The following is a 14,255-nucleotide window of genomic DNA, read 5'->3' on the forward strand; positions in this document are numbered from 1 at the left end:
AGTCTCATGCGATGTGAGTTCAGAGGTATGAAGTAGTTTTAGGTAAGAAGAAGTGAGACTTCGATTGAGGATTTGAAGACTGGGTTTATAACTCTATTCTGTTAGAGAGAGGAAGGAATTAGCCAATGCTACATATGGCTAATTCCTTTTTAGTATTCTATACTTTAAGCTGGTAGAAAAATGAAAGGTTTCTTGGGTGTTTGTCGCTGTATGTGTGAATAATCTTTATTTAGAGATTTTTGATTTAAAAATATAAGCAAACGTATTTTCGATTGTTATTTTAGTAATATTTCGTGGTAACGCAAATTTTTTCGGTGAAAAAACATTTAAAATACCATATAATATAATTAAATGTAATTAATATGCAATTTTACATATTAATCAAAAAATATTTTCCAAATTTTTATACTTTCTATACATTTTTGTATGTTTATTATTTGACAGATAATTTCGAACTGTTATAATATGGATATGTAAAAATTGCTATTTTCTTAAAAGACATGGGAGTCAGATGAGAATTGTGAAAGGATGAGGGGGAGTGGCACAGATTATGTATCACCACACAGCAATTAATGTATTAGGTCTTTTACAAAACATGTCAAATAATAAAATGAACGATATGCAACTAGAGGTGGAATTTAAAAAAATAGAAAAAGAATTCCAAGTAAAGTATGAAGAATTAGTTGATTTACATAATAGAATGGTATTATTCCAAATAGATATAGAAAAAAATGGCGGGATGCGAGCATATGAAAAATCAACAATTACATGGCTGAAGTCTGAACTAGAGCTACTGTATGAAGTGTATCAATTTTGTCAGCGTCACGGTTTAAACATTTTAAATATTTCAAAATACGTAAGTAAAAATGAACTAAATCTTTTTCCTAAAACGGAAAGTCAATTGCAAAATACGTATTATAAATTGAAAAAACGTGAAATACCGTTTGAAAATATTGAAAAACAAAAACCGGGACGAAAGCGAAAATATATACCAGTAAAAGAGACAATCGTTGCAAGAAAACAAGAAAACGAGTACGAATTAAAAGAAGAAATCCAGCATAAAGAGGATGAAAAAAATCTTGTAACAGTTATATCTGGTATCGTTGATAACTTTGAAACAATTAATCAGTGTAGTGAAAGGAAAGAAGACGAACTACATCAGTTTATGGAAGGTATTTATAAGCTTTCTAGCATGGCGGCAGGGCGTTCTAGAGAAGCAAAGAATACACGTAGCTTAGAAGATGAATTGCAGTCGTTACAACTAGAAAATGAAAGGCTAAAACGAGAGAAAGAAGATCTTGTACAAGATATTAAAGGTATGACGCAGCTTTTAATTCATTTCATTACAAGTTCTGATATTGATCAAATACGTAAATTACCAACTTTCGTACAAGATTGTAAAATGGAATTACATAAACTAGGGCTATATAATGCACAGGACGGTAAAATGAAAATTATGGTTGATCGTAGCGGACAAGTTATGACCGTAACACAGTAATAAAATTTGGGTACAAAATAAAAGGGAGATACATAGTCTATATGTATTTCCCTTTTATTTTGTATGGAATCGTTCCAAAGAAGGAAGATGAATTTTTACGAGTGTAGTAGTTTAGAAACCATTTGCGGAATTTGATTTGCTTGTGAAACCATACTAAGCGCAACTTCAGTCAACAATCTGAACTTTAAAAAATCACTTATCTCCTGCGTCATATCCGCATCTTCAACTTGAGATACAGCATCTGTTAACGCCATACTTTGGCTATTTAAATTTTCAATATTGAACTGTAAACGATTTATCATAGAGCCAAGGTCGGCACGGTGAAGTGATACATTTTGTAAAGCCTCTTCAATTTTAAGAATCGCCGCGCTTGCTTCTTGTTCTGTTGAAATCTTGATGTCATGTTGTGTAGGGGAAGGGGGAATATGTTTCGTCATATGTACCGTATGACTGATATCGTCTAATGTAATAGGGCGGTTTTGACCGTCAAATACGGATAAATCATTAAATTCAGTTGTCTCGCTAATATAGCCAATTTGTTCTGTTAAAGATTGAAACTCTGTATTCAGTGAATCACGGTTTTTATTTGAATTCGTACCGTTCGTAGATTGAACGGCTAAATCACGCATACGCTGCAAAATATTCGTCACAGTTTGAAGGGCAGCTTCTGCCGTGCGAAGCATTGATATCGCATCCTCATTATTACGAATCGCCACGCGCATACCACTTGCTCTCGCATGCATTCGAGTCACAATTGCAATATTAGCGGGATTATCAGAAGCATGGTTTAACTTCTTACCAGTCGCCAAATGCTCCATTGACACATTTATACGTTTCTCATTCTCATACAACGACTGCCTAGCATTCATACTTAAAACATTCGTACCAATACGCATAATAGACACTCCTTATAGATTGATATAGTCAGTGTTCTAAAGTTAATAAACGGTTATGAAAAGATAAAAAGGCTTATGCTTATTTGCTATTTGTGTTTTAACATAAGAGGGGATCAAGATAAGCACTAACCGCTTCTATGCACCGCAGATGCTCTCTTCCACATAAAAAAGAAGGTTTTATAAATAATCTATCTATATAGAAAAAATAAACCTCTCCACAAGCAGAGAGGTTTATTCAGGAAACTAACTCAAATGGCTTATTGTAATAATTTAGAAACCATTTGAGGAGTTTGGTTAGCTTGAGAAAGCATGCTGATTCCAGCTTCGTTCAAGATTTTGAACTTAGTCATTTCAGACATTTCTTTCGCCATATCAGCGTCTTCGATTTGAGAAGCAGCTGAAGCCATGTTAGTAGCTTGGCTGTTTACGTTGTTTAAGTTATGGTCTAAACGGTTTAATTGAGAACCGAATGTTGCACGCATGTCAGCAACTGTTTGGATAGCTTTATCTAGTTGTACAATGGCACCTGCAGCATCATTATCTGCAGCAGGTGGTGCAGGCGGTGCAGGAGGCGTTACAGGTGCTGCAGGTGCTCCGATAGTTTTTGTAAGGCCAAGTCCTGTAGTAGCTGTTGCATCAACTGCTGTAAGTGTAAGGTTATCGCCAGATACATCAGAAAGCTGAATACTAATATTCTTATCTGTTCCAGCCTCAGCTAATAAACTTTTTCCGTTAAAGTTAGTTTTTCCTGCAATGTGATCAATTTCCTCTTGTAATGCCTTAAATTCTAAGTTTAGGGAATCTTTATCGTTGCCACCATTTGTCCCGTTTGCGGATTGAGTAGCAAGGTCACGCATACGAAGTAAGATGTTAGAAATAGAATTTAAAGCAGAATCAGTTGTACGTAAAGCAGACATAGCGTCTTGTGTATTACGAGCCCCAACATTTAATCCGCCTTCTTTTGCACGCATACGAGTAGCGATAGCTAAGCCAGCCGCATCGTCAGCCGCACTGTTGATTGATTTACCGCTAGATAAACGGTTCATCGCAGTGTTCATTTTGTCTTGGTTTTGTCGCATGTATTCTTGCGTACGCATGCTGTTAATATTTGTATTAATTCTCATGTTAAGAACCTCCAGTAGTCGATAAAATATAAAATTTACTATCCGTAGTACAGATAGTAAATTTTACTTTAAACGATCAAGTGAATTATTGTAATAATTTAGAAACCATTTGAGGAGTTTGGTTAGCTTGAGAAAGCATGCTAATTCCAGCCTCGTTTAAGATTTTGAATTTTGTCATGTTAGACATTTCTTTTGCCATATCTGCATCTTCAATTTGAGAAGCGGCCGCCGCCATATTAGTAGCTTGGCTTGTTACGTTGTTTAAGTTATGATCTAAACGGTTTAATTGAGAACCGAAAGTTGCTCTATTATCAGCAACTGTTTGAATAGCTTTATCCAGATTAGTAATAGCAGTACTTGCAGCAGCTGAAGTCTTAACATTTGTCCCAGCAGCTGTAAGTAGGTTATCAGCTTTTGCATCAATTGATGTAATTGTAAGTTTATCGCCAGATACATCAGAGAGTTGGATATCAATATTTGCTCCAGTTGCAGCTAATAAATTCTTGCCATTAAAGTTAGTTTTTTCAGCGATATGGTCAATTTCCTTGTGCAATTCTTGGAATTCTAAGTCTAAAGAATCTTGATCTTTACCACCATTTGTCCCGTTCGCGGATTGAGTAGCAATATCACGCATACGAAGTAAGATGTTAGAAATAGAATTCAAAGCAGAGTCAGTTGTACGTAAAGCAGACATAGCGTCTTGTGTGTTACGAGCCCCAACATTTAATCCGCCTTCTTTTGCACGCATACGAGTAGCGATAGCTAAGCCAGCCGCATCGTCAGCCGCACTGTTGATTGATTTACCGCTAGATAAACGATTCATCGCAGTGTTCATTTTGTCTTGGTTTTGTCGCATGTATTCTTGCGTACGCATGCTGTTAATATTTGTATTAATTCTCATGATAAGAGCCTCCAATAGCTTTTAGATATATATATAATTACTCTCTGTAATACAGAGAGTAAGAAACCATCAAATGAATTATTGTAATAATTTAGAAACCATTTGAGGAGTTTGGTTAGCTTGAGAAAGCATGCTAATACCAGCTTCGTTCAAGATTTTAAATTTCGTCATGTTAGACATTTCTTTTGCCATGTCAGCGTCTTCAATTTGAGAAGCGGCCGCTGACATATTAGTAGCTTGGCTGTTCACATTGTTTAAGTTATGGTCTAAACGATTTAATTGAGAACCGAATGTTGCACGCATGTCAGCAACTTTTTGGATAGCAGCGTCAAGTTCTTTAATTGATTCCGCAGCATCACCGGTGCCTGCCGCATCGCCAATAGTTTTTGTAAGGTTAAATCCTGTAGCACCTGTTGTTGCATCAACAGTTTTAATTGTAAGATTATCGCCAGATACATCAGAAAGCTGAATATTAATATCCTTAGTTGGATCAGCCTTAGCTAATAAATTCTTTCCATTAAAGTTAGTCTTACCAGCGATATGATCAATTTCTTCTTTTAATTCCTTAAATTCCAATTGTAAAGAATCTTGATCTTTACCACCATTTGTCCCGTTCGCAGATTGCGTAGCAAGGTCACGCATACGAAGTAAGATGTTAGAAATAGAATTTAAAGCAGAATCAGTTGTACGTAAAGCAGACATAGCGTCTTGTGTATTACGAGCCCCAACATTTAATCCGCCTTCTTTTGCACGCATACGAGTAGCGATAGCTAAGCCAGCCGCATCGTCAGCCGCACTGTTGATTGATTTACCGCTAGATAAACGGTTCATCGCAGTGTTCATTTTGTCTTGGTTTTGTCGCATGTATTCTTGCGTACGCATGCTGTTAATATTTGTATTAATTCTCATGTTAAGAACCTCCAGTAGTCGATAAAATATAAAATTTACTATCCGTAGTACAGATAGTAAATTTTACTTTAAACGATCAAGTGAATTATTGTAATAATTTAGAAACCATTTGAGGAGTTTGGTTAGCTTGAGAAAGCATGCTAATTCCAGCCTCGTTTAAGATTTTGAATTTTGTCATGTTAGACATTTCTTTTGCCATGTCAGCGTCTTCGATTTGCGAAGCAGAAGCCGCCATATTAGTAGATTGGCTGTTGACATTGTTTAAGTTATGATCTAAGCGATTTAATTGAGAACCGAAAGTAGCTCTATTATCAGCAACTGTTTGAATAGCTGTATCAAGCTCAGTAATAGCAGCACTAGCGTCTGTCGCAGTAGTAATATCTTTTGTAATTTTAAGGTCCGCTGCTTTGGCACTAACACTTGAAATTGTAAGTTTATCACCAGATACATCAGAAAGTTGAACGTCAATATCAGTTCCTGCTCCAGCTAGTAATTTTTTACCGTTAAAATTAGTTTCACCAGCAATGTGATCAATTTCTGTTTTTAATGCTGCAAATTCTAAGTTTAAAGATTTTTGGTCTTCTGTACCATTCGTACCGTTCGCAGATTGAGTAGCAAGGTCACGCATACGAAGTAAGATGTTAGAAATAGAATTCAAAGCAGAATCAGTTGTACGTAAAGCAGACATAGCGTCTTGTGTGTTACGAGCCCCAACATTTAATCCGCCCTCTTTTGCACGCATACGAGTAGCGATAGCTAAACCAGCCGCATCGTCAGCCGCACTGTTGATTGATTTACCGCTAGATAAACGGTTCATAGAAGTGTTCATTTTGTCTTGGTTTTGTCGCATGTACTCTTGCGTACGCATGCTGTTAATGTTTGTATTAATTCTCATGTTAAGAAACCCCCATTTTTTTATATTGATTTTTCTGTTAATTGTTAAACGTAAATATGCAAAAAAATCAATTTCGAGATTAATTGTAATCCTTGGTATATATCGTGTCAACGAATAATTGTAATTAATGAATATAAAAAAATGATAATTTCCTATTTGTTCATTTTTTTATTACAATATTATCAAAAGGATTATTGCAAACTTTAAAAAAAAACTCTAATATTAGATTATCTTTGTTTACCGAAAAGGTGATATTATGATAGTTGGAAATATAGTAAAAGAAGTGCTTGCATATAAAAAAGGACAAATTCAGCAAAAGCTAAGTAGTCCACAAGCATTCGTTAGTAGTCGTTTTCAAGAGAAGTTGCAGAGTGAGCCTGCGAAGGAGACGAAAGAAACTACGCAGCCGGCAAAAGTAGAAGATATGAGTCAGCCGGTACAATCTACGAAAATAGAAGCGGTTGTTAATAAGCCGGTAGAAACTATTAATAAAGTAGAGGAAGCGAGTAAGTCTGAAGAAAAGGCTGAAACGAAGAAAGCAGATGAAGTGCAAGTTGCGCAAAAAGAGTTTGAACGACGTTTCCCAGAAACGAAAAATGAGGCTGTTGATACGTGGGAATTAACGAAGAAGTATAATATTCAAAAAATACGTTCTTCCAATGAAGGGAAGTATGAGGATATTATTGATCGTGTAAGTCGTACATACGGAATTCCGAAAACGTTAATTCAAAAAATGATTGAAGTAGAGTCTAATTTTAATCCGAAAACGGTGTCACATGCAGGTGCGATGGGTCTTATGCAGCTTATGCCAGCGAATGTGAAGGAGATGGGTGTGAAGAATCCATTTTCACCAGCTGAAAGTATTGAAGGTGGCGTAAAAGAGTTAAGCGGTTATTTAAAGAAAAATAACGGCGACTTAGTATTGGCGCTTGCTTCTTATAATGCTGGTCCTGGGAATGTGAGGAAGTACGGAGGCGTACCGCCATTTAAAGAAACGCAAGGATATATTAAAAAAATATTAAATATCGACGTTTCAAAATAAGAAGTTTCATATATAGAGAGAACATGAAATTTTCGTGAACATGATATGGGAGTTGGCTAGATTTGAAATTACAAGATGATATTCCGTTAACAATTTATTTTGAAATCGGAAATACGAAAAAGAAAATTGAAGATCTGCTTCATATTACGAAAGGTACATTGTATCGTCTTGAAAATTCAACGAAAAATACGGTGCGTCTTATGCTTGAGAATGAAGAGATTGGAACCGGAAAGATTTTGACGAAGAATGGGAAGATGTACGTTGAAATCGTTGAATTGAAAAGGTAGGGAAGGGGATTGTCATGAGTGGCGAAAAATTAAGCCAAGAGCAAATTGATGCCCTGCTGAAGGCGGTAAATGAAGGCGAGGAAATGCCAGCTTTCGCACAAGAAGCAGGAAAGCAAGAGAAATTTCAAGAGTATGATTTTAATAGACCAGAGAAGTTCGGTGTTGAGCATTTACGTAGTTTGCAAGCGATTGCTTCTACGTTTGGAAAACAGACGTCACAGACGTTATCAGCGCGTATGCGTATTCCAATTGAACTAGAGCCTTCAACAGTTGAGCAAGTTCCATTTACGAGTGAGTATGTGGAGAAAATGCCGAAAGATTATTATTTATATTGCGTGATTGATCTCGGTTTGCCAGAGCTTGGAGAAATTGTTATTGAGATTGATTTAGCATTCGTTATTTATATTCATGAATGTTGGCTTGGCGGAGATAGTAAGCGTAACTTTACGATGCGCAGACCGTTAACAGCATTTGAGTTTTTAACGCTTGATAATATATTCTTGCTTCTTTGTAAAAATTTAGAGCAATCATTTGAAAGTGTTGTTGCGATTGAACCGAAATTTGTAACGACAGAAACAGATCCGAATGCATTAAAGATTACGACAGCGAGCGATATCATTTCATTACTTAACGTAAATATGAAAACAGAGTTTTGGAATACGACGGTGCGTATCGGAATTCCATTCTTATCTGTTGAAGAAATTATGGATAAGTTAACGTCTGAAAATATTGTCGAACATTCTTCAGACAAGCGTAAAAAGTATACGTCTGAAGTGGAAATGAAAGTAAATCAAGTGTACAAACCTGTTCACGTTGCAATTGGTGAGCAGAAAATGACAATGAGTGAGATTGAACAAATTGAAGAAGGCGATATTATTCCGCTTCATACGAAAGTTTCGGATGAATTACTTGGTTATGTAGATGGAAAGCATAAATTTAATTGTTTTATTGGAAAAGATGGAACGCGTAAGGCGCTCCTATTTAAAAGTTTTGTAGAGTAGGAGGATCCATATGAAGCATGAAGTATCTCCCGTGTCATTAATGGGATTAGAAGATTTTGCAGGAAAGCGAAATGAAGCAGGCAAAGCACATATCGATACTGTTTCAGATATTTCGATTGAACTTGGTGTAAAGCTTGGAAAGTCATCTATTACGCTTGGTGATGTAAAGCAGTTAAAAGTTGGCGATGTTCTTGAAGTAGAGAAAAACTTAGGACATAAAGTAGATGTGTATTTAAGTAATATGAAAGTCGGCATCGGTGAAGCAATCGTAATGGACGAGAAATTCGGTATTATCATTTCTGAAATTGAAGCTGATAAGAAACAAGCGGCGCTTATGAAAGCGCAAAGTCAAATGCAAGATAAAGAGTAGAGGAGGAGTCATATGTCGTATATGACGACCTTATTTCAAGTCGTTTTACTGTTTGGTGCGCTCGGTTACGGTGCATATTATATGACGAAAAAGACGCGCAAACAGCAGTTTTTTAAGCAGGGTGAAAATGGCCATATTCAAGTAAAAGACGGCGTGTATTTAAATCATCAAACGAGTGCCTTTTTATTTGAAGTGGACGGAAAGCAAGTGTTCACTGTTATTAGTAATAACGGTGTGCAGTCTGTGCAATTAACCGGAACAGGAAATCAGTTTCAACAAGCACTAGAAGACGCGGTGAAGACTGAAACGAAAAAAGTAGAGGATCCATCATGAGAATAAAGAAACAGTTATCATTATTAGCCGTTATTTTCGTATTTTCTATCGTTTTTTCAATTATTTTTGTAAATCCAGCGTATGCGGCCCCGAACGGTTTTATTAATTTCGAAAATGGAAAAGAGTTTACGAGTAATTCAAGTGTACAACTATTTGCGCTCGTTACCCTTTTATCATTATCTTCTTCTATCGTTCTATTATTTACACATTTTACTTATTTTATGATCGTTCTTGGGATTACACGTCAAGGACTTGGGGTAATGAATTTACCACCAAACCAAGTGCTTGTTGGACTTGCATTATTTTTATCACTCTTTACGATGCAGCCTGTACTCGGGCAACTGAAGAGCGATGTGTGGGATCCGATGACGAAAGAGAAAATAACAGTAAGCCAAGCTGCGGAAACGACAGCTCCTATTATGAAAGAATATATGTCAAAGCATACGTATAAGCATGATTTGAAAATGATGCTGAAAGTACGCGGAGAAGAGTTGCCGAAAGATTTGAAAGATCTTTCCTTATTTACACTTGTACCATCCTTTACGTTAACGCAAATTCAAAAAGGTTTACTAACAGGGATGTTCATTTATTTAGCGTTTGTATTTATAGATTTGATTATTAGTACACTTTTAATGTACCTCGGGATGATGATGGTACCGCCGATGATTTTAAGTTTACCGTTTAAAATACTCGTTTTCGTATATTTAGGTGGATATACAAAAATTGTCGATATTATGTTTAAGACGGTCGCCTGAAGCGTTTGATGCTATGTGATAGGAGTCATATAAATGAATACGTCACCAATTATAGATATTTTCCAAACCTTTTTTTATAAAGGGGTTATGATTTTAATGCCGATTGCCGTTGTAAGTCTGATTGTCGTTATTATTATCGCGGTTATTATGGCAATGATGCAAATTCAAGAACAAACGCTGACGTTTTTACCGAAAATGGCGAGTATTGTGCTCGTTATTATCATTTTAGGTCCGTGGATGTTCCAAGAGTTAACGATGCTTATTTTAGATTTATTTGATAAAATCCCATCGCTATTGCGTTCATACTAAGATAGGTGAACTGAAATGAATATGGAATTATGGGCGGCAACGTTTTTTGCGTTTTGTCGCATTACTTCATTTTTATATTTTTTACCGTTTTTCTCAGGCCGATCCATTCCAGCAATGGCGAAGGTTACTGTTGGACTTGCTCTTTCAATTACAGTGGCTGATCAAGTGGATGTCTCTCACATCAAGACAGTTTGGGACGTTGCAGCTTATGCAGGAACGCAAATTGTAATTGGATTATCACTTTCAAAAATTGTAGAAATGCTGTGGAACATTCCGAAAATGGCCGGGCATATTTTAGACTTTGATATCGGTTTATCACAAGCAAGTTTGTTTGATGTAAATGCGGGCTCACAGTCTACTTTACTATCAACCATTTTTGATATATTTTTTCTCATTATTTTTATTTCACTTGGCGGCATTAATTATTTCGTTGCCACGATTTTAAAGTCGTTTCAATATACAGAGGCGATTTCAAAATTGCTGACGACTAGTTTCTTAGATAGTCTACTCGCAACGCTATTATTTGCGATCACATCAGCGGTTGAAATTGCTCTTCCGCTTATGGGAAGTTTATTCATCATTAACTTTGTTCTAATTTTAATTGCAAAAAACGCTCCGCAATTAAACGTTTTTATGAATGCATACGTAATTAAAATTACATGTGGTATTTTGTTTATTGCGATGAGTGTACCGATGCTCGGTTATGTGTTTAAAAATATGACGGATGTATTACTTGAAGAATATACGAAACTATTTAACTTTTTCTTAACGAAGTAGGGGGACGCGCATGGCAAAGGATAATAAAACAGAAAAGGCCACCCCGCAGAAGCGTAAAAAATCGCGTGAAGAAGGGAATATTGCCCGGAGTAAAGATTTAAATAATTTATTTTCCATTCTCGTATTAGCAGTTGTCGTTTATTTCTTCGGAGATTGGCTAGGGTATGAGATTGCAAATTCCGTAGCGGTGCTGTTTGATCAAATTGGAAAAAATACAGATTCAACCGAGTATTTTTATTTAATGGGGATTTTATTACTGAAAGTATCAGCTCCGATATTAATACTCGTATACGCTTTTCATTTATTCAATTATATGATTCAAGTAGGCTTCCTATTTTCTTCTAAAGTCATTAAACCGAAAGCGTCACGTATTAATCCGAAAAACTATTTTACGAGACTGTTTAGTCGTAAAAGTTTAGTAGATATTTTGAAATCACTGTTTTATATGGGATTAATCGGTTACGTCGCTTACGTTCTCTTTAAAAAGAATTTAGAGAAAATTGTCAGTATGATTGGATTTAACTGGACTGCATCACTTACTGAAATTATTAGGGAAATTAAATTTATTTTCTTAGCAATTTTAATTATTTTAATCGTTCTTTCTATTATTGATTTCATTTATCAAAAATGGGAGTACGAGCAAGATATTAAGATGAAAAAAGAAGAAGTGAAACAAGAGCATAAAGATAATGAAGGGGACCCGCAAGTTAAAGGGAAACGAAAAAACTTTATGCATGCAATCTTGCAAGGAACAATTGCGAAGAAGATGGATGGCGCAACGTTTATTGTAAACAACCCGACTCATATTTCGGTCGTACTTCGTTACAATAAACACGTTGATGCAGCACCAATTGTCGTTGCAAAAGGGGAAGATGAGCTCGCATTATATATACGAACGCTTGCCCGTGAACAAGAAATACCAATGGTGGAAAACCGTCCACTTGCTCGTTCTTTATATTATCAAGTCGAGGAAGATGAGACGATTCCAGAAGATTTATACGTAGCTGTAATTGAAGTTATGCGCTATTTAATTCAGACGAACGAACTTGAAGTATAATAGCGCGTTTGGAGGAGATCTCTTTGTTTAAGATAGATTCTGCAAGAACCTATTTTTCTATCTTTTTAGCAGCGTCATTCGTAGTGGCGCTCTTAATTCCACTTCCACCATTTATACTTGATATCATTATCGTTTTTCTACTAAGTATGTCAGTACTTATTTATATGCGAGCGACAAGTATTAACGAGTGGGATGAATTAAAGTCATTTCCGACGATGTTGTTATTAATCGGGATTTTCCGCGTATCGATTAACGTTTCGACGACGCGAGCGATTTTGACAGACGGAAATGCCGGTCATGTTATTGAAGAGTTCGGCCAGTTCGTAATTGGCGGAAACTTATTAATTGGTATCGTTATTTTTACCGTATTAATCATATTCCAGTTTATCGTTGCAAACGGTGCATCGCGTACAGCTGAAGTAGCAGCTCGTTTTACACTTGATTCTTTACCAGGGAAACAAATGTCTATCGATGCTGATTTAAACCAGCGTATTATTTCAGAAAAAGATGCACAAGCAAAACGAAAAAAATTAAATATGGAAACAGAGTTTTACGGAGCGATGGATGGTGCCGGGAAGTTCATTAAAGGGGACGTTATTTTCGGGATTGTCATTTTATTCGTAAACATTATTTTCGGTTTAATTGTCGGAATGATGCAGCAAGGAATGAGCTTTGCAGATGCGGCTCTTCATTATACACAGTTAACTGTCGGTGACGGAATCGTAAACCAAATTGGATCGCTTATGCTTGCGATTTCAACTGGTATTATCGTAACGCGTGTATTTGATGGTTCACCGGATACGGTAACGGAAGGAATCTTTAAAGAGTTATTAGCACATGAAGTTGTTGTATATGCGCTCGGTGGTTTGTTTATCGCAATGGGTATTTTTACTCCGCTACCGTTTCTACCATTCGCACTCGTTGGCGGAACGATTATCTTCTTAGGCATTCGTAATAAAAATCGAATAAAGAAAGAAAAAGAAGACGAGCTTCAAAAAGAAATAGAAATGATTCAAGGCGAAGATGAGCAACTGCAACAAGTGGAAGATTCATTTGGAGTATTTACGGATAAATATCCAATTATAGTAGAACTCGGTTTAGATTTAGCAGCACTTGTAAAGCAGAAAATTAACGGGGAAACAGCGCGTGATAAAGTTGTTCTTATGAGGAAGTCAATTATTACTGACCTTGGTATTAACGTTCCTGGAATTAACTTTAAAGATAATACGAGTTTTAGACCACGCGGACGTTACATTATTCGAATTAAAGGTGCGAAGGCGGCTGAGGGTGTTTTAAAATCAGGTTATTTATTAGCATTGAAAACGCCAAACGTAATGGCTGATTTAGATGCAGAGCCAGCGAAAGATCCAATTTTCGGTGAAGATGGATATTGGATTTTAGAGCATATGGTGCAAGATGCACAAATGAAAGGCTATCAAGTGTTAGAGCCACTTAGCATATTAATTACACATTTAGATGTTGTCGTTAGACGCAATCTTCACGAATTAATTCAGCGCCAACATGTAAAAGATTTAATTAATTCGCTTGAAAATGATAATGGCGTTCTATTAGAAGAGATTAAGAAGAAAGAAATTGATTTATCACTCGTTCAAAATGTTATTAAACAACTTCTAAAAGAAGGTATTTCTATTCGTGATTTACCAACAATTATTGAAGGTATTATTGACGGCAAAGAAATTTATCAAAACCACGTTGACGGTGTGACATCATTTGTTCGTGAATGTATTTCAAAAGTTATTTGTGAAAATGCGAAAAATCCAGACGGAAAAATATATGCAGCGCTCTTCTCTGATTCAATCGAGTTAGATGCGGATGTTGTGAATAATTCATATCAAGGTTACTTATTAAACTGGGATTTAGATTTAGAAACACGTGTCGTTGAGCAAGTGCAGCGCGTCTTTAAACAAGCACGTTTAATGGGAAGAGAACCAGTGTTATTAACACGTAGAAAAGATTTTAGATTTGCGATTGTAAGACTGCTAGAACGTTATCAAGTGGAAGCACAAGTACTTTGTATTAGCGAATTAGCACCAGAAATTGTTGTGGATCAAATTGCCTATATTGAATAGTAGGGGGTGAA

At 36.1% G+C, this 14,255-nt stretch carries 16 protein-coding genes; 11 read left to right on the forward strand and 5 right to left on the reverse strand.

Going from position 1 to position 14,255, the window contains the following annotated elements:
- Window positions 1-550: 550 nt before the first annotated feature.
- Window positions 551-1,498: a DNA-binding domain-containing protein gene (locus ACUL40_RS00470; protein ID WP_000274687.1), complete on the forward strand. Its 948-nt coding sequence runs from the start codon at window positions 551-553 to the stop codon at window positions 1,496-1,498.
- A gap of 95 nt (window positions 1,499-1,593) precedes the next feature.
- On the opposite strand, the gene ACUL40_RS00475 is transcribed toward ACUL40_RS00470, so the two are convergent.
- The 5 genes from ACUL40_RS00475 to ACUL40_RS00495 form a co-directional block, all read right to left on the reverse strand.
- Complete coding sequence (locus tag ACUL40_RS00475) at window positions 1,594-2,394, reverse strand: flagellin N-terminal helical domain-containing protein (RefSeq protein ID WP_048657003.1); 801 nt, start codon at window positions 2,392-2,394, stop codon at window positions 1,594-1,596.
- A 257-nt stretch (window positions 2,395-2,651) separates the two neighbouring features.
- Entirely contained in the window at window positions 2,652-3,518 is an 867-nt protein-coding gene (locus ACUL40_RS00480) for a flagellin N-terminal helical domain-containing protein (protein ID WP_050252173.1), read from the reverse strand.
- A gap of 85 nt (window positions 3,519-3,603) precedes the next feature.
- Window positions 3,604-4,419: a flagellin N-terminal helical domain-containing protein gene (locus ACUL40_RS00485; RefSeq protein WP_048657275.1), complete on the reverse strand. Its 816-nt coding sequence runs from the start codon at window positions 4,417-4,419 to the stop codon at window positions 3,604-3,606.
- A 78-nt stretch (window positions 4,420-4,497) separates the two neighbouring features.
- Entirely contained in the window at window positions 4,498-5,328 is an 831-nt protein-coding gene (locus ACUL40_RS00490) for a flagellin N-terminal helical domain-containing protein (protein WP_050292889.1), read from the reverse strand.
- 85 nt (window positions 5,329-5,413) lie between these two features.
- On the reverse strand, window positions 5,414-6,223 hold the full coding sequence (locus ACUL40_RS00495) for a flagellin N-terminal helical domain-containing protein (RefSeq protein WP_142408549.1): 810 nt from the start codon (window positions 6,221-6,223) through the stop codon (window positions 5,414-5,416).
- 256 nt (window positions 6,224-6,479) lie between these two features.
- Between ACUL40_RS00495 and ACUL40_RS00500 the strand changes: the two genes are divergently transcribed.
- The 10 genes from ACUL40_RS00500 to flhA all read left to right on the forward strand — a co-directional run bounded on the left by ACUL40_RS00500 (window position 6,480) and on the right by flhA (window position 14,244).
- Window positions 6,480-7,265, forward strand: coding sequence for a lytic transglycosylase domain-containing protein (locus tag ACUL40_RS00500; protein ID WP_048656977.1), 786 nt, complete (start codon window positions 6,480-6,482; stop codon window positions 7,263-7,265).
- Between the two features lie 62 nt (window positions 7,266-7,327).
- A complete protein-coding gene (locus ACUL40_RS00505; RefSeq protein WP_000775712.1) occupies window positions 7,328-7,552 on the forward strand; it encodes a flagellar motor switch protein FliN in 225 nt (74 codons plus the stop codon).
- Window positions 7,553-7,566: 14 nt separating this feature from the next.
- Entirely contained in the window at window positions 7,567-8,553 is a 987-nt protein-coding gene (fliM, locus tag ACUL40_RS00510; protein ID WP_016117526.1) for a flagellar motor switch protein FliM, read from the forward strand.
- A 10-nt stretch (window positions 8,554-8,563) separates the two neighbouring features.
- The gene (gene fliN, locus ACUL40_RS00515; RefSeq protein ID WP_000680010.1) at window positions 8,564-8,923 is read left to right on the forward strand and encodes a flagellar motor switch protein FliN; all 360 of its coding nucleotides are present in this window, start codon (window positions 8,564-8,566) and stop codon (window positions 8,921-8,923) included.
- A gap of 12 nt (window positions 8,924-8,935) precedes the next feature.
- Window positions 8,936-9,256: a hypothetical protein gene (locus tag ACUL40_RS00520; protein WP_000121178.1), complete on the forward strand. Its 321-nt coding sequence runs from the start codon at window positions 8,936-8,938 to the stop codon at window positions 9,254-9,256.
- Complete coding sequence (locus tag ACUL40_RS00525; protein WP_001220582.1) at window positions 9,253-10,011, forward strand: flagellar type III secretion system pore protein FliP; 759 nt, start codon at window positions 9,253-9,255, stop codon at window positions 10,009-10,011. The genes ACUL40_RS00520 and ACUL40_RS00525 overlap by 4 nt, the downstream gene beginning before the upstream one ends.
- Before the next feature lie 33 nt (window positions 10,012-10,044).
- Window positions 10,045-10,320 carry a flagellar biosynthetic protein FliQ gene (locus ACUL40_RS00530; RefSeq protein ID WP_001098080.1) on the forward strand — a complete coding sequence of 92 codons (276 nt, stop codon included), beginning with the start codon at window positions 10,045-10,047 and terminating at the stop codon, window positions 10,318-10,320.
- A 15-nt stretch (window positions 10,321-10,335) separates the two neighbouring features.
- A complete protein-coding gene (locus tag ACUL40_RS00535) occupies window positions 10,336-11,097 on the forward strand; it encodes a flagellar biosynthetic protein FliR (protein WP_001055718.1) in 762 nt (253 codons plus the stop codon).
- Window positions 11,098-11,107: 10 nt separating this feature from the next.
- The gene (gene flhB, locus ACUL40_RS00540; RefSeq protein ID WP_001030111.1) at window positions 11,108-12,154 is read left to right on the forward strand and encodes a flagellar type III secretion system protein FlhB; all 1,047 of its coding nucleotides are present in this window, start codon (window positions 11,108-11,110) and stop codon (window positions 12,152-12,154) included.
- Between the two features lie 23 nt (window positions 12,155-12,177).
- Window positions 12,178-14,244: a flagellar biosynthesis protein FlhA gene (gene flhA, locus ACUL40_RS00545; protein WP_000472534.1), complete on the forward strand. Its 2,067-nt coding sequence runs from the start codon at window positions 12,178-12,180 to the stop codon at window positions 14,242-14,244.
- Window positions 14,245-14,255 lie beyond the last annotated feature (11 nt).

Source organism: Bacillus sp. KNSH39, assembly GCF_052656585.1.

Bases quoted from the DNA above. Each gene is read 5' to 3' on its own strand.
- ACUL40_RS00490 (WP_050292889.1), bottom strand. From the start codon at position 5,328: ATGAGAATTAATACAAATATTAACAGCATGCGTACGCAAGAATACATG.
- fliN (WP_000680010.1), top strand. From the start codon at position 8,564: ATGAAGCATGAAGTATCTCCCGTGTCATTAATGGGATTAGAAGATTTT.
- ACUL40_RS00480 (WP_050252173.1), bottom strand. From the start codon at position 3,518: ATGAGAATTAATACAAATATTAACAGCATGCGTACGCAAGAATACATG.
- ACUL40_RS00500 (WP_048656977.1), top strand. From the start codon at position 6,480: ATGATAGTTGGAAATATAGTAAAAGAAGTGCTTGCATATAAAAAAGGA.
- fliM (WP_016117526.1), top strand. From the start codon at position 7,567: ATGAGTGGCGAAAAATTAAGCCAAGAGCAAATTGATGCCCTGCTGAAG.
- ACUL40_RS00520 (WP_000121178.1), top strand. From the start codon at position 8,936: ATGTCGTATATGACGACCTTATTTCAAGTCGTTTTACTGTTTGGTGCG.
- ACUL40_RS00530 (WP_001098080.1), top strand. From the start codon at position 10,045: ATGAATACGTCACCAATTATAGATATTTTCCAAACCTTTTTTTATAAA.
- flhB (WP_001030111.1), top strand. From the start codon at position 11,108: ATGGCAAAGGATAATAAAACAGAAAAGGCCACCCCGCAGAAGCGTAAA.
- ACUL40_RS00535 (WP_001055718.1), top strand. From the start codon at position 10,336: ATGAATATGGAATTATGGGCGGCAACGTTTTTTGCGTTTTGTCGCATT.
- ACUL40_RS00495 (WP_142408549.1), bottom strand. From the start codon at position 6,223: ATGAGAATTAATACAAACATTAACAGCATGCGTACGCAAGAGTACATG.
- ACUL40_RS00475 (WP_048657003.1), bottom strand. From the start codon at position 2,394: ATGCGTATTGGTACGAATGTTTTAAGTATGAATGCTAGGCAGTCGTTG.
- ACUL40_RS00525 (WP_001220582.1), top strand. From the start codon at position 9,253: ATGAGAATAAAGAAACAGTTATCATTATTAGCCGTTATTTTCGTATTT.
- ACUL40_RS00485 (WP_048657275.1), bottom strand. From the start codon at position 4,419: ATGAGAATTAATACAAATATTAACAGCATGCGTACGCAAGAATACATG.
- ACUL40_RS00470 (WP_000274687.1), top strand. From the start codon at position 551: ATGTATCACCACACAGCAATTAATGTATTAGGTCTTTTACAAAACATG.